Annotated in this window: 22 protein-coding genes; 15 read left to right on the forward strand and 7 right to left on the reverse strand. The window is 55.8% G+C overall.

The genetic code is table 11. From position 1 onward, the window contains the following. The first annotated feature begins 166 nt into the window (after positions 1-166). Positions 167-835, forward strand: a complete 669-nt coding sequence (locus tag FDK21_RS19090) for a DUF1007 family protein (RefSeq protein WP_114010497.1) — start codon at positions 167-169, stop codon at positions 833-835. A 47-nt stretch (positions 836-882) separates the two neighbouring features. Beyond that, a complete protein-coding gene (locus FDK21_RS19095) occupies positions 883-1,884 on the forward strand; it encodes a nickel/cobalt transporter (RefSeq protein ID WP_171022162.1) in 1,002 nt (333 codons plus the stop codon). Here FDK21_RS19095 and FDK21_RS19100 read toward each other — a convergent pair. After that, entirely contained in the window at positions 1,881-2,585 is a 705-nt protein-coding gene (locus FDK21_RS19100; protein WP_138150488.1) for a response regulator transcription factor, read from the reverse strand. The genes FDK21_RS19095 and FDK21_RS19100 overlap by 4 nt on opposite strands. 405 nt (positions 2,586-2,990) lie before the next feature. Further along, entirely contained in the window at positions 2,991-4,388 is a 1,398-nt protein-coding gene (locus tag FDK21_RS19105) for a cache domain-containing protein (RefSeq protein ID WP_138150489.1), read from the reverse strand. 480 nt (positions 4,389-4,868) lie between these two features. On the opposite strand from FDK21_RS19105, the gene FDK21_RS19110 reads away from it, so the two are divergent. From FDK21_RS19110 to FDK21_RS19160, 11 genes are all read left to right on the forward strand, one after another. Further along, the gene (locus FDK21_RS19110; RefSeq protein WP_138150490.1) at positions 4,869-5,972 is read left to right on the forward strand and encodes a TRAP transporter substrate-binding protein; all 1,104 of its coding nucleotides are present in this window, start codon (positions 4,869-4,871) and stop codon (positions 5,970-5,972) included. Between the two features lie 367 nt (positions 5,973-6,339). Next, complete coding sequence (locus FDK21_RS19115) at positions 6,340-7,428, forward strand: TRAP transporter substrate-binding protein (protein WP_114010502.1); 1,089 nt, start codon at positions 6,340-6,342, stop codon at positions 7,426-7,428. A 224-nt stretch (positions 7,429-7,652) separates the two neighbouring features. Next, entirely contained in the window at positions 7,653-8,192 is a 540-nt protein-coding gene (locus FDK21_RS19120) for a TRAP transporter small permease subunit (protein ID WP_114010503.1), read from the forward strand. Beyond that, positions 8,192-9,778: a TRAP transporter large permease subunit gene (locus tag FDK21_RS19125; RefSeq protein WP_114010504.1), complete on the forward strand. Its 1,587-nt coding sequence runs from the start codon at positions 8,192-8,194 to the stop codon at positions 9,776-9,778. The genes FDK21_RS19120 and FDK21_RS19125 overlap by 1 nt, the downstream gene beginning before the upstream one ends. Before the next feature lie 625 nt (positions 9,779-10,403). Beyond that, positions 10,404-12,389 (forward strand): AMP-binding protein, encoded by a 1,986-nt coding sequence (locus FDK21_RS19130; RefSeq protein WP_138150491.1) that lies wholly within the window; start codon positions 10,404-10,406, stop codon positions 12,387-12,389. Between the two features lie 26 nt (positions 12,390-12,415). Further along, the gene (locus FDK21_RS19135) at positions 12,416-13,213 is read left to right on the forward strand and encodes an ABC transporter ATP-binding protein (protein WP_171022166.1); all 798 of its coding nucleotides are present in this window, start codon (positions 12,416-12,418) and stop codon (positions 13,211-13,213) included. Between the two features lie 42 nt (positions 13,214-13,255). Then, a complete protein-coding gene (locus tag FDK21_RS19140) occupies positions 13,256-14,164 on the forward strand; it encodes a branched-chain amino acid ABC transporter permease (RefSeq protein ID WP_114010507.1) in 909 nt (302 codons plus the stop codon). Between the two features lie 3 nt (positions 14,165-14,167). Continuing rightward, complete coding sequence (locus tag FDK21_RS19145; RefSeq protein WP_114010508.1) at positions 14,168-15,244, forward strand: branched-chain amino acid ABC transporter permease; 1,077 nt, start codon at positions 14,168-14,170, stop codon at positions 15,242-15,244. Between the two features lie 157 nt (positions 15,245-15,401). Continuing rightward, positions 15,402-16,721, forward strand: coding sequence for an ABC transporter substrate-binding protein (locus tag FDK21_RS19150; RefSeq protein ID WP_114010832.1), 1,320 nt, complete (start codon positions 15,402-15,404; stop codon positions 16,719-16,721). Between the two features lie 231 nt (positions 16,722-16,952). Continuing rightward, the gene (locus FDK21_RS19155; protein ID WP_114010509.1) at positions 16,953-17,771 is read left to right on the forward strand and encodes an ABC transporter ATP-binding protein; all 819 of its coding nucleotides are present in this window, start codon (positions 16,953-16,955) and stop codon (positions 17,769-17,771) included. An 11-nt stretch (positions 17,772-17,782) separates the two neighbouring features. Then, on the forward strand, positions 17,783-19,021 hold the full coding sequence (locus FDK21_RS19160) for an AMP-binding protein (protein WP_138150492.1): 1,239 nt from the start codon (positions 17,783-17,785) through the stop codon (positions 19,019-19,021). Positions 19,022-19,085: 64 nt separating this feature from the next. Here the strand turns inward: FDK21_RS19160 and arsH are convergent, their stop codons facing one another. The 4 genes from arsH to FDK21_RS19180 form a co-directional block, all read right to left on the reverse strand. Further along, a complete protein-coding gene (gene arsH, locus FDK21_RS19165; protein ID WP_138150493.1) occupies positions 19,086-19,838 on the reverse strand; it encodes an arsenical resistance protein ArsH in 753 nt (250 codons plus the stop codon). Position 19,839: 1 nt separating this feature from the next. Next, positions 19,840-20,247, reverse strand: a complete 408-nt coding sequence (gene arsC / locus FDK21_RS19170; protein WP_138150494.1) for an arsenate reductase (glutaredoxin) — start codon at positions 20,245-20,247, stop codon at positions 19,840-19,842. Positions 20,248-20,268: 21 nt separating this feature from the next. Continuing rightward, positions 20,269-20,622, reverse strand: a complete 354-nt coding sequence (locus FDK21_RS19175; RefSeq protein WP_138150495.1) for a helix-turn-helix domain-containing protein — start codon at positions 20,620-20,622, stop codon at positions 20,269-20,271. Positions 20,623-20,736: 114 nt separating this feature from the next. Further along, complete coding sequence (locus FDK21_RS19180; RefSeq protein ID WP_138150496.1) at positions 20,737-21,402, reverse strand: response regulator; 666 nt, start codon at positions 21,400-21,402, stop codon at positions 20,737-20,739. Positions 21,403-21,774: 372 nt separating this feature from the next. Here FDK21_RS19180 and FDK21_RS19185 point away from each other — a divergent pair, with 372 nt between their 5' ends. Next, positions 21,775-22,749: an SPFH domain-containing protein gene (locus FDK21_RS19185; protein ID WP_114010515.1), complete on the forward strand. Its 975-nt coding sequence runs from the start codon at positions 21,775-21,777 to the stop codon at positions 22,747-22,749. Between the two features lie 50 nt (positions 22,750-22,799). Continuing rightward, positions 22,800-23,249 (forward strand): NfeD family protein, encoded by a 450-nt coding sequence (locus tag FDK21_RS19190; protein ID WP_138150497.1) that lies wholly within the window; start codon positions 22,800-22,802, stop codon positions 23,247-23,249. Between the two features lie 89 nt (positions 23,250-23,338). Here FDK21_RS19190 and dmeF read toward each other — a convergent pair whose 3' ends face one another. Further along, positions 23,339-24,358: a CDF family Co(II)/Ni(II) efflux transporter DmeF gene (dmeF, locus tag FDK21_RS19195; RefSeq protein ID WP_138150498.1), complete on the reverse strand. Its 1,020-nt coding sequence runs from the start codon at positions 24,356-24,358 to the stop codon at positions 23,339-23,341. Between the last annotated feature and the right edge of the window lie 154 nt (positions 24,359-24,512).

The following is a 24,512-nucleotide window of genomic DNA, read 5'->3' on the forward strand; positions in this document are numbered from 1 at the left end:
AAAAGCCCTTACTGACGATAATTTTGTTTGATATTCTCTTGGGTGAGGAATGCCTGTTTCTATCAAACTGGGGATATGACATTTTGTTGCCGAACTGTCCGGCTACGGGGCGGTGTCCAATCTGCTTCTCGAGGAGGTAGATCATCCCATTTTCAGGAGGCTATTCATGACGAGATCCGCGATTGCCTGGAGTCTCGCAGCCATGCTGTCTGTTATGTTGTCCGTCCCGACGGCCAAGGCTCATCCCCATGTCTGGACGGCGGTGAAAACCGAGCTGATCATGAAAGACAGTCTGGTGCGTGCTGTGCGCCATCACTGGACCTTTGATGAGGCCTTCAGCGCCTTTGCCTCGCAGGGGCTGGATGAGGATGGGGACGGCAAACTGTCGCGGGCCGAGTTGCAGCCGCTGGCGCAGGTCAATGTGGAATCGCTTGAGGAATATGAGTTCTTCTCCGACCTGTATGAAGAAGGAACCGCTGCGACCAAGGAACGGATCTTTGGAGATCCGGTGGATTATTTCCTGACGATCGATGACACGCAATTGACCTTGCATTTCACCTTGCCGGTGCTGGTGGAGGTCGATGCCAAGAAGAAGGTTCTGCTCGAGGTGTATGACCCGAGTTTCTTTGTTGATTTTGCCTTCTCCTCCAAGCAACCCGCCACGCTGGTCGATGCGCCGAAGGGTTGCAAGATGGATTTGAAAATGGCGCAGGATCTCGACAGCGACACGATGGATGCTTTGGCTCAGATCCCGGCGGATCAGCGCGAGTTGCCCGAAGAATTGATGAAATTGACGGTCACGATGGCCAATCAGGTGATTCTCACATGCAAGTAACAGCGCCTGCTTTCCATTCACGGTCTTTGCTGTGTGTGGTGGTGTTTATGGCAGTGGCCTGTTGGTTGTTGGCTGCGCCAGAGGCCTTCGCCGCGCCTTCGCCCTTCGGAGTGGCCATTCCGGACACCACAGGTCCGGTGACCACGACCGGTTTGTGGGGCGAGGTTCAGGGCTGGATCCTTGCCCGGCAATCCGAATTTTATCTGGCGCTGAAGGATGCGGTGAAACAGGTGGAGAATAACCCGACAGCGCTTATCCTGCTGTTGGGGCTATCTTTCGCCTATGGGGTGTTTCATGCGGCCGGTCCCGGCCATGGCAAGGTGGTGCTGACCACATATCTGTTTGCTTCTGGCGCGACGGCGCGGCGCGGGGCGCTTTTGGCGTTGATCGCGGCAATGGTGCAGGCCTCGGTGGCGGTCATTCTGATTGGGATTGCAGCCGTGGCGCTCAATCTCACCGCGATGGCCATCACCCAGACCGCGCAATTGCTCGAACTTGGTTCCTATGCCCTGTTCGTGCTGCTCGGAGGCTGGTTGCTGCTACGGGCCTGGCGGGGCACTGCCGAGCAGATCAGGGCCGGGGCAGCGTCACAGCCTCATGTCCATTCCAATCACGATCACGATCATCACCACGACCACGGTCACCATCATCATGATCACCACCATGAGGGTAGTTGCGGTTGTGGTCACAGCCATGCGCCGAGTGTTGAGACGGTCGAGCAGGTCAAGGGGCTGCGCGGCATGGTTCTGGCGGTGCTGTCGATGGGCCTGCGTCCCTGTTCCGGGGCCTTGATTGTGCTGGTCTTCGCCCTGTCACAAAAGGTGTTCTGGGCGGGTATTCTTGCGGCCTATGCGATGGGGCTGGGGACCGGTCTGACCATCGCCATTCTGGCATTGGTTGCCGTCTATGCCCGCAGCTTTTCGCAAGGGCTGGTATCGCGCGGTCTGTCGAGCCAGTGGGTTAACTGGTTCGGTATTGTGTTGCTGGCCGCAGGTGGCGTGACCGTCATGGGCTTTGGTTTGGTCCTGTTGCTGGCAAACCTGCTCTAGGGTGCCAGCTTGTCGGTGGCGCCCGAATTAATCAGGCCCATTTCCATGGCGATGTGAGTCAGTTGGGCCGCATTGCCGCCACCAATTTTCTCGCGCATCCGCTGGCGATGGCTTTCTACCGTTCTGACACCGATCCCCAATTCGCTGGCAATCGCCTTGTTGGCTTTGCCCTCGGCAATGCCTTTGAGGACATCAAGCTCGCGCTCGGTGAGATTGTAGGGATTGCTGGCGGCCTTGTCGCCGTCATCCTTGAGGGCATCCAGAGAGATGTTTTTCGAGACATAGAAGCCACCTGCAGCAACCGAAGCGATGGCCGAGGTCATGCCGGAAGTGCAGACATCCTTGAGCAGATACCCATTGGCGCCTGCATCCACGGCCGCTTTGACATATTCGGCATTGTCATGCATTGACAAGAACAGAATGCGGCATTTGCTGTTTTCCGAGCGGATCATGCGGGCCGCTTCCAGACCGTTGCAATTGGGCATGGAAATGTCGAGCATGACGATGTCCGGATTGTGCAGACGGGTCAGATTGACCGCCTCAAAGCCATCGGAGGCCTCCGCCACAATGTCCAGATTGTCGATCATCTCCAGACGGGCGCGGATGCCGTCACGCACGAGAGCATGATCGTCGGCGATGACAATGCGCAGGCTCTTGCGGGGGGGAACCTGTGCGGTGGGGACGTCTCTGTTGAAGGTCATTTCGAACTCTCTCGGAAACAGGCCAGTGAGATTGGTTTCCCTCTTGGCGCTGGTTTCCTCCTCTGGTCGTCTTATTCGTTATGGGGCTTCCATCCGTCCATTTTGCCTGTCTTTGCGGCTGATAGATGTCAGCAGGTGCGGCTTTGGGCCATTCTATTGTGGTTCTGCAATATACAGGCTTGGGTTAAAAATCAAAGAAAAGCGCAAGGGGCCACGCTGAGCGGGTGGTTTCACACAGACACATCTCGCCTCGGTGTGGATGATCTGCTGCGTGTTTCAGGCTGTTTGTTGACGGCTGGCAACGGCCGCCACATCGCCGGTCGCCGTTTGCCGGGATGTGACCATCCCATGTTCACCTGAGGGGTTCGAGATTTCCCCAAGGCCATAGTTGTCAAACAGTCCGTATCAGATTTGGGGCATGTGAGCGATCAGTTCGACACCACCATGGTTGCCATTGCGGATCGACATGGTACCGCCATGGCTCTCCATGCGCTCGGCCATGTTGCGCAGGCCCAATCCGTCGGGATGGGGGACCTGATCGGGGTTTTTCAGCCCGATACCATTGTCGGCAATCTGCAATGTGACCTTGTTGAGGGTGTCATCGATCGTGAGAGAAATGTCGACGTGGCTGGCTTTGGAATGGCGGGCAATGTTGGTCAGTGCCTCTTGCAGAACACGATAGATGGCGATTTTGGCCGTTTCCTCGATCCTGTCGCCGATAGGGTCTGTCTTGACCCGTGTGGTGATGCGCGTGCTTTCCTCGAAGTCTTTCGCCAGTTCGCGCACGGCGACCGCAAGGCCGATATTGTCAAGTGCAGAAGGATGCAGGGCCTTGGACATCCGGCGAACATCGGCAATGGAGGTATCCAGAATGGCCATGCTTTTGGTCAACAACTGTTTGGCCTTGACTGGATCGCCCAGTTGCTCGCGAGCCAACTCGACCCGATGTCGCACGCTGACCAGCAACTGGTTGATGCCGTCATGGAGGTCATGGGAGACGCGTTTGCGTTCTTCTTCCTGCACGTCAACAATGCGCCGGGTCAGCGCCTTCAGGCGGACGTCGGCCAGTTTGTGCTCATTATAGTTGACAGCGGCGATGGCGATGGCCGTGACGACCACAGCCAACAGGGCAACCAGAAACAGGACGGTTTCGGCCTTGCGGATTTCCTTGAGCATATCACTGCGGAAAGCGACGACCTGCTGTTCGATGTCATCGAGATAGAGCCCGGTGCCAAGCATCCAGCCCCATTTGGGCAGATAGGTGGCATAGCTCAGCTTCTGGGTTTCGGTCTTGGTGGAGGGCTTGTTCCAGCGGTAGGTGAAGAAACCGCCGCCATTGATCGCCTGTTTCATCAGGCCCTGAATGATGAACTTGCCGTCTTTGTCCTTGATATACCAGAGATTGGCGCCAATCAGCTCGGGCGTTGGGGCATTGACCAGACTGGTGCCGGATCGGTCATAGGCAAAGAAGTAGCCGTCATTGCCATAGTTCAGATTGTTGAGGATCCGAATGACCGCCTGTTTTGCATCCTGGCTTGGCACTTGCGCGTGGGAATATTCATGATCGATGGCAGTCAGCGCCAGTGACGCGTAATTTTCCAGCTCCTTCTGGCGGAAGGTCAGGATCCGCTGTTCGATCAGGGATGTCTCGATCTCGATCAGTCGGTTTGCACCAATATGAATGACCCAGCTCGTCAGGGTGGATGCAAGAATGATCGGCAGGATGGCGATCATCAGGATCTTCAGCTTGAAGGGCAGGTTGCCGCGCATGTCTGAGGCTTTGGTCGTTGGTGCTTTTTGCATGACTTACTCTGATGTCCGGGGATCAAGACGTCTCGTTCGGCGCTTGCTTGTGTCGGGCTGCGCCTGATTTTGGGTTGCATGGCTTGCCGACCGTGTCAAGTTATGGCCGGGTTGGAAAGGCGGTAGCGGGGCGGCGTTCGTGACCGATGTCGGGACCGCATGTGGAACAGAATAGGTGATCATTCGACCTCCTGTGCATAATGCGGGCAAATGCTTAAATTGCCTAAGGGGAAGTTTGTAAATTTTTGTTTCTCTATAGTCAGCAAGCAACATTCAACAAGCCTTTGATATAGTTTCTGGAATTTTTGTTTGAAAATTTCGCTCTGCATGTTCATATGTTTCCATTCTACATCTTTCGTCTATAGCTTTGGGGGCGGAAGGGTGCCATTCATTTCCCTTCTCTCCCGACCTGACGGTAACATTGACCACTGATCTGAAGGGATCTCCCGTCGGGCTTTGCAGACGGGAGAAGGAAGCAAAATGGATCGCCGATCTTTTCTGAAACAAGCCAGCCTCGTCTCCGGTGCCGCGGCTGCCTCCACGCTCGCAGCGCCTGCCATCGCCCAGAACAAACGCACCTTGCGGATGGTGACGACATGGCCGAAGAATTTTCCCGGTCTTGGTACGGCAGCTCAGAAGCTGGCTGACAATATCACGGCAATGACCGACGGGCGTTTGACGGTCAAGCTCTATTCCGCAGGCGAACTGGTGCCGGCCTTTGAATGCTTCGATGCCGTTTCTACCGGCTCAGCCGACCTCTATCACGGGGCAGAATATTACTGGCAGGGCAAACATAAGGCCTTCAACTTCTTTGCCACGGTGCCGATGGGGCTGACCGCCAGCGAAATGGATGCATGGATGTATCATGGCGGTGGTCAGGAACTCTGGGACGAGTTGGCTGGCAAGTTCAACATCAAGGCTTTCATGGCTGGCAATACCGGCGTCCAGATGGGTGGCTGGTTCACCAAGGAAATCAATGCTGTTGATGATCTCAAAGGCCTGAAAATCCGCATGCCGGGTCTTGGGGGTGAAGTGCTGCGTCGTCTTGGGGCTTCCGCTGTGTCTTTGCCCGGCGGGGAGGTTTTCCCCTCCTTGCAATCCGGGGCGATCGACGCAACCGAATGGGTCGGTCCTTGGAACGATCTGGCCTTCGGCTTCTACAAGATCACCAAATTCTACTATTATCCGGGCTTCCATGAGCCGGGGACGGCCATGTCCTGTGGCTTCAATCTCGATGTCTTCAACAGCCTGTCGGCTGCCGATCAGGCGATCGTTCAGCAGGCTTGCAAGGCTGCGACCGCTGACGCCTATGCCGAGTTCAATGCCAACAATGGCCGGGCACTCAATACGCTGCTGACCAAGCATGGCGTGCAGTTGAAGAAGTTCCCCGATGAAGTGTTCGACGCCATCGCAAAGGCTGCCGATGAGGTGGTTGCTGAAGTGGCCGCGGAAGATGAATTTACAGGCCGTGTGCTCGAAAGTTTCTCGGCAGCACGCAAGGAGCTTGCGGGCTGGGGCAGCATTGCTGACCAGACCTACGCTCTTTATCGCAACCGTGCCATGGGGTTGGCGCGCGACGTCTGACGCCGGTTTTGCTCCCTTGCAACAGGTGTTGCTGGGGAGCGATCGGCTCGTCGTGGATTGCCTTGTTAACCCCAGACACAGTGCGAATCTGGGCTTTTCTGCAGAAAAGAGGCTGAATTGGTCGTCCATACGACGAAAATACTATTCTGACAGATATTGGAAAACGATAGCAATTTTCCATTGGAATCAGTGGTCTTTTATGTTCGTATGTTGCTCGTAGAGGGGCTTTTGGGGAGGGAGTTGCGTATTTGTACGCACCGTCTGTCGCAGCTACTACTGTAGTGCCTCCAGAAGCGTTTATGTAAGCAAAAAAACCGACCGAACTGGTCTGCAATCACAAAGATTGCCTGTGGAGGAGAATTATTAGATGGATCGTCGTTCCTTTTTGAAGAAAGCCAGCCTTGCTTCTGGCGCAGCTGCAGCAACCACGCTTGCAGCTCCAGCAATTGCGCAGGATAAGCGCACGCTGAAAATGGTCACCACTTGGCCGAAAAACTTCCCCGGTCTTGGCACCGGTGCTCAGCGCGTTGCTGACCGCATCACTGCGATGACCGATGGTCGCCTGACCGTCAAGCTCTATGCTGCTGGCGAACTGGTGCCTGCATTCGAAAGCTTTGATGCCGTTTCTACCGGCACCGCCGACATGTATCACGGTGCTGAATATTACTGGCAGGGCAAGCATCCGGCTTTCAACTTCTTTACCGCCGTACCAATGGGCCTGACGGCAAACGAGCTGGATGCCTGGATCAACAATGCCGGTGGTCAGGAATTGTGGGATGAGCTGTCCGCCAAGTTCAACATCAAGCCTTTCATGGCTGGCAATACCGGTGTTCAGATGGGCGGTTGGTTCAACAAGGAAATCAACACCCTTGAAGATCTCAAAGGCCTGAAAATGCGTATGCCTGGCCTCGGCGGTGAAGTGCTGCGTCGCCTTGGTGCGTCTGCCGTGGCTCTGCCGGGTGGCGAAATCTTCCCATCCCTGCAGTCGGGCGCAATTGACGCGACCGAGTGGGTAGGGCCTTGGAATGATCTGGCCTTCGGCTTCTACAAGATCACCAAATTCTACTACTATCCTGGTTTCCACGAGCCAGGTTCAGGGCTTGCTTCGGGCGTCAATCTTGACGTGTTCAACAGCCTGTCGAAAGGGGATCAGGCGATTGTTCAGAATGCATGTCTGGCTGAAAACAACTTCATGTTCTCCGAGTTCAACGCCAAAAACGGTGCCGCTCTGGAAACCCTGCTGAACAAGCACAAGGTCAATCTGAAGCAGTTCCCTGATGATGTCTTTGATGCCATCGGCAAGGTCTCTGAGGAAGTGGTTGCGGAAGTGGCCAAAACCGACGACCTGTCCAAGCGCATCTATGACAGCTACATCAAGGCACGCAAGGATGTGGGTGACTGGAACCGCATTGCCGAGCAGACCTACACCGCCAACCGCGACCGCGTGTTGGGATAATCACTCTCTGATGAGAGCCTACCGCCCTTCCCGCCCCGGCGCGGGGAGGGCATCTCGCTCGTTTCGGCGGGCACTTCAACAATAAAAGCCGAAATGGCTGATGCTGCCCTTCTTTTGGGTCTGTGTCGAAGGACCTCCTGTTCGAGGTCGGGTGTGATCTGTCGCTTTGTGACGGATTTCCATCTGGGGAAGTCTGCGAACAGGATCAGCCAGGAGTTAGACATATGCGCGCTCTCGCGGACCTGATCGATCGGGTCAATGTTGTGACAGGCCAGACGTTGGCATGGTTCACACTCTTCATCGTTCTCATACAATTTACCGTCGTACTGATGCGCTATGTGTTTGGCGTTGGTTCCATCTGGATGCAGGAACTGATCGTCTATTTGCATGCTTTCCTGTTCATGCTTGCTTCCGCCTATACCTTCTCCAAGGAAGGCCATGTGCGCGTCGATATTTTCTATCGCGAAGCGCGCGCGCGGACGAAGGCTTATGTCAATCTGTTCGGCGCGGCCTTTCTGGTCATTCCCGTCTGCGTGCTGATCGTGTTTGCTTCCTGGCACTATGTTGCCAACAGCTGGGCGATCTTGGAAGGCAGTCAGGAAACCTCGGGCATTCAGGCGCGGTTCCTCTTGAAAAGTGCGATCATCGGGTTCGCTGTGCAAATGGGGCTGCAGGCCTTCGTGATGATGGTGCGCAGCTGGTACGCCCTGCAGGGCGATGAACAAGAGCTGCGCCGTCTGCAGCAAATGGGTGGGAGCCACTAATGGAAGCGTTCGCTCATATTCTTGATCTTTTGATGTTTGGGGCTGCCTGTGTCGTGTTGATGCTAGGCTTCCCGGTGGCCTTCACGCTGGCCGGTGTCGCGCTTGCTTTTGCCTTGATCGGTTGGTCGGCCGGTGCCTTCGACATGTCGTTCCTGTCGGCTCTGCCACAGCGTATTTTCGGCACCATGAGCAACGAGGTGCTGATTGCCGTGCCTTTGTTCGTCTTTATGGGTGTAACACTGGAGCGCTCCAAGGTGGCCGAAGAGCTGCTCGACACGATGGGACGCCTGATGGGATCGGTTCACGGCGGGCTTGGTATTGCCGTGTCCATCGTGGGGGCCTTGCTGGCGGCCTCGACCGGCATTGTCGGTGCGACCGTTGTGACCATGGGTCTGTTGTCGTTGCCAACCATGCTCAAGCGTGGCTATTCACCGGAATTGGCCTGTGGCTCGATTGCCGCCGCCGGTACGTTGGGGCAGATCATTCCACCGTCCATCGTGCTTGTCATTCTGGGTGACCAGCTGTCCAACGCCTATCAGAAGGCGCAGCTGGAAATGGGCATCTTCTCGCCAGAGACCGTGTCTGTTGGTGACCTGTTTGCCGGTGCCTTGTTGCCGGGTCTGATGCTCGTTGGCTTCTATATCATCTATCAGGTGGTGATTGCCATTCTCAAGCCAAGCTCCGCACCATCCATTCCGAAGGCTGAAAATCCGGGTGTGACGGGCAAGGAAATCCTTCATGCGCTGGTGCCGCCGATCCTTCTGATCCTTGCAGTGCTCGGTTCTATCCTTGGTGGCATCGCCACGCCAACCGAAGCGGCTGCCGTAGGGGCTGTCGGTGCGATCCTGCTGGCTGGTTATCGTCTGGACGAAGACCACAGCTGGCCGATCTTTCTGGCGGCGGTGGCGCTTGTCGCGGTGCTGGTGCTGACGGCCAACATGGACTTGCGTGTGGCGCGGGACGTCATTCCGGCATCTGATCAGATTGCGATCTATGCTGCGGCCTTTTTCGTGCTGGTTCTGATGTTTGGCATTGTGACTGCAATCATCCGGCTCATCAAAACCGGCGTTCTCAAGCCGGTGATGGAAGGAACGACGCAGGTTACCTCCATGGTGTTCGTCATTTTGATCGGTGCGTCGCTCTTCTCGCTGGTCTTCCGTGGCCTTGGCGGCGAGGAAATGATTCAGGAAGCCCTGTCGAATATTCCCGGTGGTGCCATTGGCGCCATGATCGCGGTGATGGTGCTGATGTTCTTCCTCGGCTTCTTCCTCGATTTCCTCGAAATTGTCTTCGTGGTCGTGCCAATGGTTGCGCCGGTTCTGTTGCAGATGGAAATGCCAAACGGGGAGCCGATGAGCCCGGTCTGGCTGGGAATTATGATGGCCGTGAACCTGCAGACGTCCTTCCTGACGCCACCCTTCGGGTTCGCTCTGTTCTATCTGCGCGGTGTGGCACCACCAACCGTGCGGACGTCGCAGATCTATCGGGGTATCATTCCGTTCGTTATGATCCAGATCTGTGCATTGGTCCTGCTGTGGTATCTGCCGGCTCTGGCTACCTGGTTGCCGACGGTGATCTATGGTTGATCCTGTCTGGATGGAAAAGACAGCATGACGTTGAAAAGCCGGGTCTCCTGACCCGGCTTTTTTGTTGCCAAGCGCTTGCTTCAGGGTCTGCTGACGGAATGCGACATCTGGTCTCATTGCACGATTTGAGCAGGGCAGGGCACAGAATCACCTGAGCCAAAGAACCCTGCATGGTAGAGAAGTTGCTGGCAAAATTGACTTATCCGGGTTGGTTTGGAAAAATGGTTGCGGGTGAAACCAACGAGCGGCTATTGCCCTTCGAGGTTATTCACAGAAGCGCGTGACTTTTGTCGCATAGCTTTGTTTGCGGCATCCGGGCTTGTCTTTTCTGGAAAGTCTTTTGACGTTTACGTAAATTGCAGCGTTGTGTGATCGGGTGCCAGAGGGAAGGTACTGATATTGCCACACAATTTGGAATGTTGACGTAAACGGAATGCAAAAGAATGATTATAAATCACGCACTTGCACAATTATGAAAGTTCAAAAAACACGCTTTTGCTTTCTAAATCCTTCGGCCAATAAGCACCACTGCCCCTTGATTTGTCCGTTCCTTTCAGCGTTAGATTGAAAAAAATATAAATAACCCAATCAATGGGACCCTTCTTAGGGAACAGAGGAAACGACTATGTCAGTTGCGGAGGAGACTGCATCGACGCGTTTGGAAACCTTTCCAGCCGTGTTGTTGCGGAACGCCAAACAATGGCGGGATCGACCTGCTTTGCGGGAGAAAGATCTGGGAATCTGGCAGACCTGGACCTGGGGTGACACTTTGGAGGAAGTGCGTGCCTTTTCGGTCGGTCTTGCAGAACTGGGGGTTGGGAAGGGCGATCATATCGCCATTCTCGGCACCAATCGTCCACGGCTCTATTTCACATTTGCCGCCGCGCAGGCGCTGGGGGCTGTTCCGGTGCCAGTTTACGCCGACAGCGCGGCAGAGGAGCTGCATTACATTCTTGATCATGCCAACGCCAAGCTGGTGGTTGCCGAGGATCAGGAACAGGTCGACAAGATTCTGGAGATTTCGGACAAGCTGACCGAGCTTAAGGATGTGGTCTATGACGACCCAAAGGGTCTGCGGGACTATGACCACAGCCATCTGCATGCTTTTGGTGATGTGCAGACCATTGGTCGCAAGATGCTGGTCAATGAGCCCGGGCGCGAGCAGGCGTGGCTGGACGGGATTGCCAAAGGCAAAGGGGCGGATATCGGGGTGATGCTCTATACCTCGGGCACCACCGGCAAACCAAAGGGCGTGATGCTGTCGAATGACAATGTGATGATTTCCGGCATCAATGCCTGTGAGGCCGAAAAGCTTACCGAGAAGGATGAAGTGCTCGCCTATCTGCCACTGGCATGGGTTGGCGATCATCTCTTTTCCTATTGCCAGTCCTATGTTGCGGGCTATTGCATTTCCTGTCCGGAAAGCACGGAGACCATGCAGACGGATCTGCAGGAAATCGGTCCATCCTTCTTCTTTGCGCCACCACGGATGTTTGAAGCTTTGCTGACCTCGGTGATGATCCGGATGGAAGATGCGAGTGCCATGAAGCAGGCCTTGTTCCATTATTTCATCAAGCATGCGGAACGGGTTGGCGAAGACATTCTCAATGGCAAGTCGGTCGCCTTCATGGATCGGCTGAAATACTGGCTTGGGGATCTGATCATTTACGGGCCGCTGAAAAACACCTTCGGCTTTTCCAATATCCGCGTGGGCTATACGGCGGGGGAAGCCATCGGGCCGGAAATCTTCCGTTTTTATCGCTCGCTGGGGATCAATCTCAAACAGCTTTATGGCCAGACCGAAGCCTCGATCTTCGTGACCGTTCAGCCGGATGGCGAGATCTATTCCGATACGGTGGGAAAACCGGCAAAGGATGTCGAAATCCGGATTGCCGACAATGGCGAGGTCTTGTTCCGCTCGCCCGGTGTGTTTGTTGCCTACTATAAAAATGAAGAAAGCACCAGGGACACCAAGGATGAAGAGGGTTGGGTGCAGTCTGGTGATGCCGGCTTTTTTGATGATCGCGGTCACCTCAAGATCATTGATCGCGCCAAGGATGTGGGCAAGCTGACCAATGGGGCGATGTTCGCGCCGAAATATATCGAGAACAAGCTCAAATTCTTCCCCAACATCAAGGAAGCCGTTGCCTTTGGTGATGGTCGCGACAGTGCCACCGTCTTTGTCAATATTGACCTCAATGCGGTGGGTAACTGGGCTGAGCGCAACAATATCGCCTACGCTTCCTATCAGGAACTGGCGGGTCACCCGGAAGTCTATGCGATGATCCGCTCGCATATCGAGCAGGTGAATGCGGATCTGGCAAAAGAGCCGATCATGGCGGCCTCCCAGATCAGTCGTTTTCTTGTGCTCCACAAGGAGCTGGATGCCGATGACGGCGAGCTGACCCGCACCCAAAAAGTCCGCCGCCGCTTTGTTGCCGAGCGCTATGACGATCTGATCGAAGCGCTCTATAGCGACAAGGCTGAGCAATATACCAAGACCGAAGTGGTGTTCGAGGATGGCCGCAAAGGCTCGATCGAGGCGACGGTCAGGCTGTCTGACGCCAAGGTCTTCCCGTATGAAACCAGTGTTGGGGAGGCGGCAGAATGACTTTTCAAGGCAATGTAAGCGAGCAGATGAGCAATGTCGCCGCGCAACAGGCCGAGCCTGAAGTGATGCTGGCGGTTGAGCATGTGTCGCTGTCCTTCGGCGGTGTGAAGGCAATCACGGACATTTCCTTTGACATTCACAAGGGTGAAATCCGCGCCATCATCGGTCCGAACGGCGCGGGCAAGACCTCGATGCTGAATGTCATCAACGGCTTTTATCATCCGCAGGAAGGCACGATCTTCTGGCAGGGCGAGGTGCGCCGTCGGATGAAGCCCCACGAGGCAGCAAAGAGTGGCATCGCCCGGACATTTCAGAATGTGGCGCTCTTCAAGGGCATGTCGACACTCGACAATGTCATGACCGGGCGGGGCCTGAAGATGAATGCCAATTTCTTCTGGCAGTGCCTGCATATGGGGCCTGCCTTGAAGGAAGAGAATGCCCATCGCGCAAAGGTCGAGGAAATCATCGACTTCCTGGAAATCCAGCATATCCGCAACAAACCGGTGGGCAAGTTGCCTTACGGTTTGCAGAAACGGGTGGAGCTGGCTCGGGCTTTGGCTATGGAGCCGGACCTGTTGCTGCTGGATGAGCCAATGGCGGGGATGAATCTCGAGGAGAAGGAGGACATGTCCCGCTTCATCATCGAGACCAATCAGCGCTATGGCACCACCATCGCTCTCATCGAGCATGACATGGGGGTTGTGATGGATTTGTCCGACCGTGTCGTTGTTCTGGATTATGGCAAGAAAATCGGGGATGGCCCACCAGCAGAGGTGCAGGCCAACAAGGAAGTGATTGATGCCTATCTCGGCGTCTCGCACTGATGATCACCCGTATTTTCTCATTTGTTTGACGGAGGCAAGTCCATGGGTATGGAATTCGCTTTCTTTTTGGAAACCGTCATTTCCGGTCTGATGGCCGGGGTGATGTATGCGCTGGTCGCGCTCGGTTTCGTACTGATCTTCAAGGCCTCGGGCATTTTCAACTTTGCGCAAGGGGTGATGTGTCTGTTTGCGGCGCTGACCTTTGTCGGTGTGCAGGAAAAGCTCGGCTTGCCCATCTGGCTGGCGCTTCCTGCTGCGGTCGGGGTGATGATCCTGCTGGCGTGGCTGATTGAGCGGTTGATCCTGCGCCATCTGGTCAATCAGGATCCGATCATTCTGTTCATGGCGACCATTGGTCTGGCCTATGTGCTCGAAGGGCTGGGCGATGTGCTGTGGGGCTCGGACGTCAAGCCGCTTGATATCGGTCTGCCGCAAGGGGCATCAGACTATCTGCTCGACAATTACAATCTCTATGTCGAGAAGCTGGAAGTCGTTGCCGCGATCATTGCGATGGTTCTGGTGGCGGCTCTGGCGGTCTTTTTCCAGAAGACCCGCATTGGTCGGGCGCTGCGGGCGGTGGCCGATGACCATCAGGCTGCCTTGTCGGTTGGCATTTCGCTTAACACCATCTGGGTGATTGTCTGGTCGGTGGCAGGCATTGTGGCTCTGGTTGCCGGCATCATGTGGGGCACCAAGTCGGGCGTGCAATTCTCGCTGTCGCTGATTGCGCTCAAAGCCCTGCCGGTGCTGATCCTTGGCGGCTTTACCTCCATTCCCGGCGCGATTGTCGGCGGTCTGATCATTGGCGTCGGCGAAAAGGTTGCCGAGGTTTATATGGGGCCGTTTGTTGGCGGAGCCGTTGAAAACTGGTTTGCCTATATGCTGGCGCTCGCCTTCCTGCTGGTTCGTCCGCAGGGCTTGTTCGGCGAAAAGATCATCGAAAGGGTGTAACGGATGTTCTATCGCGAAACAGGTCAATTCAAGACCAACTATACCGACGATCGGGCGATCTTCCCGATTGCTCAGGATCGCTATGGCATGATCGTCATTCTGGCCGTCGCCTATCTGGTGGTGCCCTTCTTCGTCAATGACTATTGGGGCAACGCGATCCTTCTGCCTTTGCTGATCTATACACTGATTGCGCTGGGGCTGAATGTGCTGGTGGGCTATTGCGGTCAGATTTCGCTCGGCACCGGGGCTTTTATGGCGGTTGGATCCTATGCATCCTTCAAGCTGATGACGTCCTTCCCCGGCCTTGATTTTGCCGTGGTGGTGGTGCTTTCTGGTTTTGTCACCGCTTTGGTCGGCTCGTTGTTCGGTCTGCCGTCGTTGCGGATCAAGGGCTTCTATCTGGCGGTGGCGACACTGGCGGCGCAGTTCTTCATCATCTGGCTGTTCAACAAGGTGTCGTGGTTCTACAACGATTCCGCCACCGGGCAGATCAACGCGCCAGAGCGGACGAGCCTGCTGTTCGAGGTGACCGGTCCGAATGCGCCGATCCTGTATAAATATTTCTTCTGTCTGATTTTTGTGACCCTTGCAGCCTGGATGACCAAGAATGTCGTGCGCGGTCGCATCGGGCGTCAGTGGATGGCGATCCGCGACATGGATATTGCCGCCGAACTGATTGGTGTGCGTCCCTTGACCACCAAACTGACTGCCTTTGCTGTGTCCAGTTTTCTGATCGGCATGGGCGGGGCGCTGTATTTCGGGGTCTGGCTCGGGGCGGCTGAGCCGACCGAAGCTTTTGGCATTGATCAGTCCTTTTTGATCCTGTTCATGGTCATCGTTGGTGGTTTGGGAACCATCATGGGCTCCTTTTTGGGGGCTGCCTTCCTGTGGCTGTTCCCGATCGCTTTCAAGAATTTCATGGTGGACACGCTTGGTTTGTCGACCGCCATGTCAGAGCATCTTCAGATCATTCTGATGGGTGCGCTCATCATCTTCTTCCTGATCGTCGAGCCGCATGGCCTTGCCCGTCTGTGGCAGATCTTTAAGGAGAAGCTGAGAATCTGGCCTTTCCCGCATTGATGCATGAGGGTTCGCCGGTGGTCCCATGGAGGAAAGGGGCAATTGGCTGATCATGCGGGCAGGGCCCATAGGCTTCGTTTGTGGAGCAACCTTTTTCGGAGGAGTGTCTGACCAAGCCAACAAGAAGGTGGCAGGCACGCATATTGGAGGAACGACAATGAAATTTGCCAAGACGAAACTGGCCGTGGCCTGTCTGGCGGCAAGCCTGATGGCACCGGCCGCGGCGATGGCCAGCGAGCTGGTTCTGCCATCGCTCGATTATCGGACCGGTCCTTACGCGCCGGGCGGTATTCCCTATGCCAACGGCTATGCGGACTATTTCGCGCTGCTCAATGAACGCGACGGCGGCATCAACGGGGTGAAAGCCAATGTGGTGCCCTGCGAGACCGGCTACAACACCAAGAAGGGTGTTGAATGCTACGAGAAAACCAAGAATATCGGCTCTGGCGCGCTGGCCTATCTGCCCTTGTCCACCGGCATCACCTATCAGTTGATCCCGAAAGTGACTGCGGACAAGATCCCGCTGGTGACCATCGGCTATGGCCGGACTTCGGCACGCAACGGGGAAGTGTTCGAATATGTCTTCAACCCGCCCGCTACCTATTGGGACGGCGCGACCGTTGCCATCAAGCATGTGATTGATAGTGAGGGTGGGGAAGCCAACCTCAAGGGCAAGAAAATCTCCCTCGTCTATCATAACTCTGCCTATGGCAAGGAACCGATCCGGACCCTTGAGAAGCTTGCTGAGCAATATGGCTTCGAATTGACCTTGCTGCCGGTTGATCATCCCGGTCAGGAGCAGAAGGCAACCTGGTTGCAGATCCGTCGCGGTCAGCCGGACTGGGTGTTGATGTGGGGCTGGGGCGTTATGAACCAGGTCGCCATCAAGGAAGCCTCATCCATTCGCTTCCCGATGGAAAAATTCATCGGAGTCTGGTGGTCCGGTGGCGAGAATGACGTGCTGCCAGCGGGTGACGCGGCCAATGGCTACAAGGCCTTGAATTTCGTCAATGTTGGCTCTGACTTCCCGCTGTTTGCCGATATCAAGACCCATGTCTATGGCAAAGGCAAAGCGGTCGATCCGGACTTCAAAGATCGCATTGGCGAGACCCATTATAACCGTGGCATCTATGCCGGTGTGATCGTGGCCGAAGCCATTCGCAAGGCGATGGAGATCCATGACACCAAGGAGCTAACCGGCGAGATGGTCAAGGAAGGCTTTGAAGCCCTTGAAATCTCCGATGCCCGCTGGGCAGAACTGGGTCTTCCCGGCTTCACCGGTGCGGTCAAGCTTGGCTGTTCGGACCATCGCGGACCATCCAAGATTGCCGTCCAGCAGTGGAATGCATCAGCCAAGAAATGGGCCCTCATCTCCGACTTTGTCGAGCCGATGGATGATGTGACCACGCCGTTGATCAAAGAAGACTCCATGGCTTACGCCAAGGAAAACAGCTTCGAGCCACGCAAGTGCATGTGATGACCATGGGATGATGGTGCCGGAGTGCACTTTGTGTGCTCCGGTGTTCGTCGCTCCCGTGGACAAAAGGGCAAGGGGCGAGTGATGCGGCCCGGTTTCGGCCCTTGCCAACCGGATCGAGTTTTCGATCCAACCTGTCGCGGCCTGCTCGCGACAGGCTTTTGAGACATATATGCCATTGCAAAATCCAGATTGGGACAGGCCGAGGTGACATTCGGGGAGGAGACTTAGGTGACTGACGTCAAGAGCGATACGATTCTGTCGGTAAACAATATCGAGGTGATCTATGATCACGTCATTCTGGTGCTCAAGGGTGTTTCGTTGACCGTTCCCCGTGGCGGCATTGTGGCTATTCTTGGTGCCAACGGGGCGGGCAAGACCACGACCCTGAAGGCGATCTCCAATCTGCTGGGGGCCGAGCGTGGCGATGTGACCAAGGGCTCGATTGTCTTTGAAGGCGAACAGGTGCAGGCGCTGAGCCCGAATGATCTGGTACGACGCGGCTGCATTCAGGTGATGGAAGGCCGTCATTGTTTTGGCCATTTGTCGATCGAGGAAAATCTGTTGACCGGGGCCTATACCCGCAAGGATGGCGCTGCTGCGATCAAGCGCGACCTTGAAATGGTCTATGATTATTTCCCCCGTCTGCGTGAGCGGCGGCAATCGCAGGCCGGTTACACATCGGGTGGGGAACAGCAAATGTGCGCCATTGGCCGGGCGATGATGGCCAGTCCGTCGATGATCCTGCTCGATGAACCCTCCATGGGTCTTGCGCCGCAGCTGGTGGAAGAGATTTTTGAGATCGTCAAGCAGCTGAATGAGAAGGAAGGGGTGTCCTTCCTGTTGGCCGAGCAGAATACCTCCGTTGCCCTGCGCTATGCCTCCTATGGCTATATTCTGGAAGGTGGGCGCGTGGTGATGGATGGCGCTGCCAAGGATCTCAGCGAGAATGAGGATGTGAAGGAATTCTATCTCGGCGTTGGTGGCGAAGGGCAAAAATCCTTCCGCAATGTGAAGCATTACAAGCGCCGCAAGCGCTGGCTGGCCTGATCGGGTGACCCATGTCTGACTATTTTGATGAACGGGATCTGCAAGAACCCGCCGCCCGCGAAAAAGCCCTTTTTGCCCGTCTGCCTGCGCTGATCGCGCGCGCCAAGGCTGGCGGCGCTGGCTGGGCGGTGCATCTGGCAGAAATCGACCCAGCAGCGATCACGGATCGGGCGGCTTTGGCCAGCCTGCCGGTGTTGCGCAAGAGCGTGTTGCAGGCAGCCCAGAAGGCCAATCCCCCCTTTGGTGGCTTTGCCATTGGCGAGCCGAAGGACTTTGGTCGGGTCTTCATGTCGCCCGGTCCGATCTGGGAACCGCAGGGGCTTGGAATTGATCCGTGGCGTGGGGCGCGGGCGCTGTTTGCGGCAGGCCTCAGACCCGGTGACATGGTGCATAATGCCTTTGCCTATCACATGACGCCGGGTGGCTTCATTCTGGATGAAAGCGCCCGGGCACTGGGCTGCGCGGTTTTCCCGGCTGGCATCGGCAACACCGAGATGCAGGTGGAGGCGATGGCGAGCCTGAAGCCGGTTGCCTATGTCGGAACGCCGGATTTCCTCAAGGTGATTTTGGAAAAAGCCGACGAGATGGGTGTCACGCTCGACAGCCTGAAAAAGGCGCTTGTGTCGGGCGGGGCTTTGTTTCCTTCGATGCGCGCGGCCTATCAAGAGCGCGGCATTGCCACGGCGCAATGTTATGCGACGGCAGATCTGGGCATCATCGCCTATGAGAGCCTTGGGTCTGAGGGCATGCTGATCAATGAGGACTTCATTGTCGAGATTGTTCGACCCGGCACCAATGATCCGGTGGCCGATGGCGAGGTTGGAGAGCTGGTGGTAACAGCCTTTAGCGATGTCTATCCGCTGATCCGCTTTGGCACCGGTGATTTGACGGCGATCCTGCCCGAGCCGAGCCCATGTGGCCGGACCGCATCGCGCATCAAGGGCTGGATGGGGCGTGCAGACCAGCGTACCAAGGTCAAAGGCATGTTCATCGACCCGACCCAGCTTGATGAACTGGTCAAACGGTTCGATGCGATCCTGAAAGTGCGGCTTGACGTGGAGCGCGCCGATGATCAGGATGCGATGATGCTTCGAGTGGAAGTCGGAGACAAGGCTGCCGTTGATGTGACTGCGGTGTCAGAGGCGCTGCGCGACATCACCAAGATTCGCGGATCGGTCGAGCTGGTGGCCGTGGGCAGCCTGCCCAATGATGGCATGGTGATTGCCGACAAGCGCGATTACTCCGCCTGATCGCTCCACCTGTCTGAAACGAACGAAGCCCGCTTCCTGAGAGGCGGGCTTGTTCTATTCTGGCCTATTTGATATCCGCCCCATTGACGCGATCGATCAATTGCTGGCCGGTTTCCACCCGCTCGGAATAGCGGTCGACCAGATAGTCGCTGCGGCTGCGGGTCATCCAGGTGAATTTCATCAGTTCTTCGCAGACATCGACAATGCGATTGTAATAAGGCGAGGGCTTGATGCGATCATCGTCGTCAAATTCCGTGAAGGCCTTGGCGATGGATGACTGATTGGGGATGGTGATCATCCGCATCCAGCGGCCCAAGATGCGCATTTGATTGACCGCATTAAAGCTCTGGGAGCCGCCTTCCACTTGCATCAGGGCCAGCGTTTTGCCTTGGGTCGGGCGCACCGCGCCAAGGGACAGGGGGATCCAGTCGATCTGGGCCTTCATGATGCCGGTCATGGCGCCGTGGCGTTCGGGCGAGACCCAAACCATGCCTTCTGACCACGCGGAAAGGGCGCGCAGTTCCTGCACCTTTTCATGCTTTGCATCGGCATCATCGGGCAAGGGCAGCCCGGACGGATTGAAGATCCGGCATTCCGCTCCCATGCGGGTCAGGAGGCGAGCGGATTCCTCTGCCACCAGACGGGAGAAGGAGCGTTTGCGCAGTGAACCATAAAGGAGCAGGATACGCGGCTTGTGGCCATCGTCATTTGGGCCAGCCAGTGCCTGAGCGTCGATCTCTCGGAGGTGGGTTTCATCTGCCAGATGATCCCTTTTTTCAAATGCCGTATCAAAAGCCTGAGGGTTAATCTGGTCCATCTCAAAGCCCCTTGCTGGTGACGACTTCGCCGTCTTCCTTGGTGAAGCTGCCAATGTCGACGGGCAACAGCTCCAAAACTTTCTCCGATGGGCGGCACAGATTTGTGCCCTTGTCGCTGACCACGATGGGGCGATTGATCAGGATCGGATGGGTCATCATGGCATCGAGCAACTGCTCATCGGTGAGGCTGTCATCGCCAAGGCCCAGTTCCTCATAGGGCGTTCCTTTCTGGCGCAGCAGGTCACGGGTCGCAATCGGCATAGCGGCAATTAGGGCGATCAGTTCTTCCCGGCTTGGTGGCGTTTCGAGATATTCAATGATGGTTGGTTCAATCCCGGCTTCGCGGATCATGGCCAGGACGTTGCGTGATGTTCCGCACTTGGGATTGTGATAGATCGTAATCGCCATCGGGGTATGGTTTCCTGTTGTTCAATCAGAGCAGCGTTGCGCTGCATGTGGTTGCGTAAGGATCTGGATCGTTGTGGCACACATTTCCTTTGAGCCGCCGCAACAATCCTGAAGCAAATAGTCAATCAGTCCGCCGATTCCCTCCATGTCAGCGAAATAGCGAACGGAGCGGCCTTGTCGCTCGTTTCGTATGAGGCCTGCGCGCAGCAGAATGTTGAGGTTGGTCGACATGGTGTTTTGACGCACGCCGAGCTTCTCCCCCATTTCCCCGGACAATAGGCCGCTGTTGCCTGCCTTGATCAAAAGGCGGAAGACATCAAGTCGGGTTTCCTGACTGAGAGCCGAGAAGGCTGTGATTGCAGTTATCTTATCCATATATCATGAATACTTGATATTTTAATCGATTGCAACAGCTAAGGGTTTATGCGGAAGGGGCCCGTGCGACTGGCTGGCGGACACAGCAATGCGGTTTACGGGCAACAGGCTGTGTTAGATCAGCATGACGCTGTTATCTTCGTTCCGGGCATCCGCCGCATTGTGGCGGGATTGCAGACTCTTTTCCAGTTCATGGATGCGATTGAGAATATTCTGGCGCGTTGCAGCTCGGGTGGACGAAAGCTGATTCTTGTAGTCCTGCGAGTAATTCAGCAAGTCGTGCATATGTTCGGAAAGATCGTCCATGGTGTCGTCGTCGCGGATCGGGCGCGAGATCAGGCTTTCGGCGCTCCGTTTGCTGGGCGGCTCCGGTTGGACTGGCGTTGCATAGCCCGGGTTGAGGATGGCGCGCAGGCGTTCATTGAGGCTTTTGGGAGAGAATGGGCGGGAGATCACCCAGTGGGCACCAAATCCAACGGCCTTGGTAACACGCTGGCGGGTCGGCTCCTGCATCAGAATGAACATGTGGGTGTTGGCGCCAAGCATCTTTGTTCGCATATTCTCGCGGCTTCTGAACAATTCAGATTCCTGAGCGGTCTCGTAATCGATGAAAACAAAGTCAGGGAAAATCCGGCTGGACTCGTCAAGACCGATCTCCACGTCTTCAAATTCGCTGACGCGAATGAAACCGGAGGATCGAAGCACGGTTCGGAGCAGTTTGCGCTGAAACGTGTTATGATCGACAAGCACGGCGCTGCCATGCCGTATTGGCTGCAACATCAGTGGTCCCCTTGGCTGACATTTCGGAACAGACCCCCATCTGTTCTGACAGACTGTTATGACAGAACGGGATTAAATATTGGGTAAAAGAAGTGAATCTTTTGCGGAATTTGCGAAAACTTCCCTTAGGGCAGGTTTGGGTGTGATGTTGCCCGGTTTGGCACGATGGGACTGGTGCGGGAAAGTTGGGCAGAAGAGGACTAAGTATTTGTTCTTGTTGTCGGCCTGACGCATAGTGATGCCACGCTGTTGATGTGTATCTGTGTCTGCAAAGACACTTTATGTTGATCAGACTTCAGGCGGTTGCGGTTGTTGTTGCATATCGGTGGTTGTTTCCGTCCCTGCAATGGCTGCCAGTTGAGGAGTTGCTCTATGAATATTATCGGTTTTGATATTGTCGCCATCGTGCTGGTGGTGCTGTTTGTCCTGATCCTGCTGGCCGGGATCAAGACGGTGCCGCAGGGCTACAATTTCACCATTGAACGCTTTGGGGCCTATACGCGAACGCTAAGGCCCGGTCTGGCGCTGATTGTGCCGTTCATTGACCGGATCGGTGCCCGGATGAACATGATGGAGCAGGTGCTCGATGTTCCAAGCCAGGAAGTCATCACGCGCGACAATGCCGCCATCGCTTCGGATGGGGTTGCCTTCTATCAGATCATGAATGCAGCGGACGCAGCCTACGAAGTGCACAATCTGGAATCTGCGCTGCTGAACCTGACCATGACCAATATCCGGACGGTGATGGGGTCGATGGATCTGGATGAGTTGCTGTCCAACAGGGACGAAATCAATGCCAAGCTGTTGCATGTGGTGGATGCGGCTGCGGCCCCTTGGGGCGTCAAGATTTCGCGTATCGAGATCAAGGACATCAACCCGCCGCGCGATCTGGTGGAAGCCATGGGCCGTCAGATGAAGGCTGAGCGTGAGAAGCGCGCATCCATTCTGGAAGCTGAAGGGCAGCGTCAGTCTGAAATTTTGCGCGCCGAAGGCGAAAAGCAATCGCAGATCCTTGAAGCCCAAGGGGCGCGGGAGGCCGCTTTCCTTGAGGCAGAAGCCCGCGAGCGTGCAGCCGAAGCCGAAGCCAAGGCAACGGAAATGGTCAGTAAGGCCATCGCTGAAGGCGATGTGCAGGCCATCAACTATTTTGTCGCCAGCAAGTATGTGGAAACGCTGGGAGAGGTGGTCAAGGCACCAAATCAGAAAGTCGTCATGTTGCCGATCGAAGCCACCTCCATTCTGGGGGCCCTTGGGGGCATTGGCGAGTTGAGCAAGCAGGTCTTTGGCAAGGACGCGCCGGGGGCCAATCGCTCCGGCCGGGTGCCGGACGTGCGCGATGACCAATAGAATAGGGTCTTTGCGGTTTTGCTCCGATCGCGGGCTAGGAAAGGGACGAGATGATACAGCAGTTTTTCATCGAACAGGGAGAATGGGCATGGCTCATTCTCGGTCTTTTGCTTTTGGTGCTGGAATTGCTGGCGCCGGGGACGATGTTTTTGTGGTTCGGACTAGCGGCCCTGATTGTCGGCATACTTGGTTTCTTCGTTGAGCTGAGCTGGCAACATGCCTTCATCCTGTTTGGCCTTCTGTCGTTGGTCTCGGTGATTGCCGGGCGATATATCCTCAAAAGAACGGCCTCGACGGCTTCCGACAAGCCGTTGCTCAATGCCCGCGCCCAAGCGCTGGTGGGGCAGGTCTATATTCTCGATGCGCCGATCGAAAATGGTCAGGGGCGGGTCAAGGTGAATGACAGTTATTGGCGCGTGGCCGGGCCGGATGTGGCCGCAGGGCAAAAGGTGCGCGTCATTGGCAGCAATGGCACGGTGCTGGATGTCGTGCCGCTCTGATCGCTGATCGGCCTTATCCTTCAAACGACAAAGCAGATCAGGCTTCCGTCTGGTCTGCTTTTTTGTATCGTGCCGGAGGTTGCTTTGCTTCAGGACGTCTCGAGGTCGGGAATGGGCATGCAGGCCTCTTCAGTGCAGACATTGACCTCGATGGTGATATGGGCAATTTGCTGCAGAGGCTTGAGCAGAGCCTTGTAATGCTCGGCGCTGCGCGGATAATGGGTGACGACCGACAGGATCGCAGCATAGCGGTCCGAGCCGATATACCAAATGTGATGATCAGACACCCGATTGTCAGCATCGGCTTCGATCAGTTGGATGGCTTTTTGGGCGAGATGTTCGTCCGGTGCCCGGTCAAGCAAAATCGAACCGGTTTCTGTGACCAGCCCGTAAGCCCATTTGCCGATAACAAAGGCCCCGACCAGCCCCATCATGGCATCCATCCATGTCCAGCCAAAATGTTTGCCAAATAACAGCGCGACAATCGCCAGAATGGAGGTCAGCGCATCGGCCATGACATGCAGATAGGCCGCCCGCATATTGTGGTCTTTGCCGCTGGCATGATGGTCATGATGGTCATGGTGCGCATGATCATGGTGACCGTGGTCGTGATGATGATGCCCGTGCCCGTGATGATGGTGATGGTGGCCATCCTCGTGCAGCAGATAGGCGCTGACCAGATTGACAATCAGGCCAAGGCAGGCCACCAGCATTGCCTCGTTAAAGGCGATGTCCAGCGGGTTGAACAGACGAAGGACGGATTCATAGATCATGAACAAAGCCACCAGCCCCAGAATGACCGCATTGGTGTAGCCGCCGAGAATCTCGATCTTGCCGACACCAAAGGTGAACTGACGGTTGGCGGCATGCTTGCGGGCCAGCGAGTAGGCAAGCACGGTCAGACCCAACGCCCCGGCATGAGATGCCATGTGCCAGCCATCGGCCAAGAGGGCCATGGAGTTGAAGACCATGCCAGCAGTGATCTCAACGACCATTGTGACGATGGTCAACAGGACGACATAGAATGTGCGACGGGCATTTTTCCGGTTGCGATCATCATCAAGAAACTGATGATCATGTTGCCACTTCTCAAGCTGGAAAATATGCATTGATGTGTCCTAACGGGGTGAGGTTCGGCCTGACTGAAATGGAGATTGTACGTACCCGCGAGCTTTAGCAGAAATACGCAGTGGCTGAAATCTCTCTCAAAGGCGAAAGGGGCGAGACCATGTGTAAAGAGCGTTACTGAGGGGTCAGCAACGC

The sequence above is a fragment of the Cohaesibacter sp. CAU 1516 genome, assembly GCF_005771485.1.
Taxonomy (GTDB): domain Bacteria; phylum Pseudomonadota; class Alphaproteobacteria; order Rhizobiales; family Cohaesibacteraceae; genus Cohaesibacter; species Cohaesibacter intestini.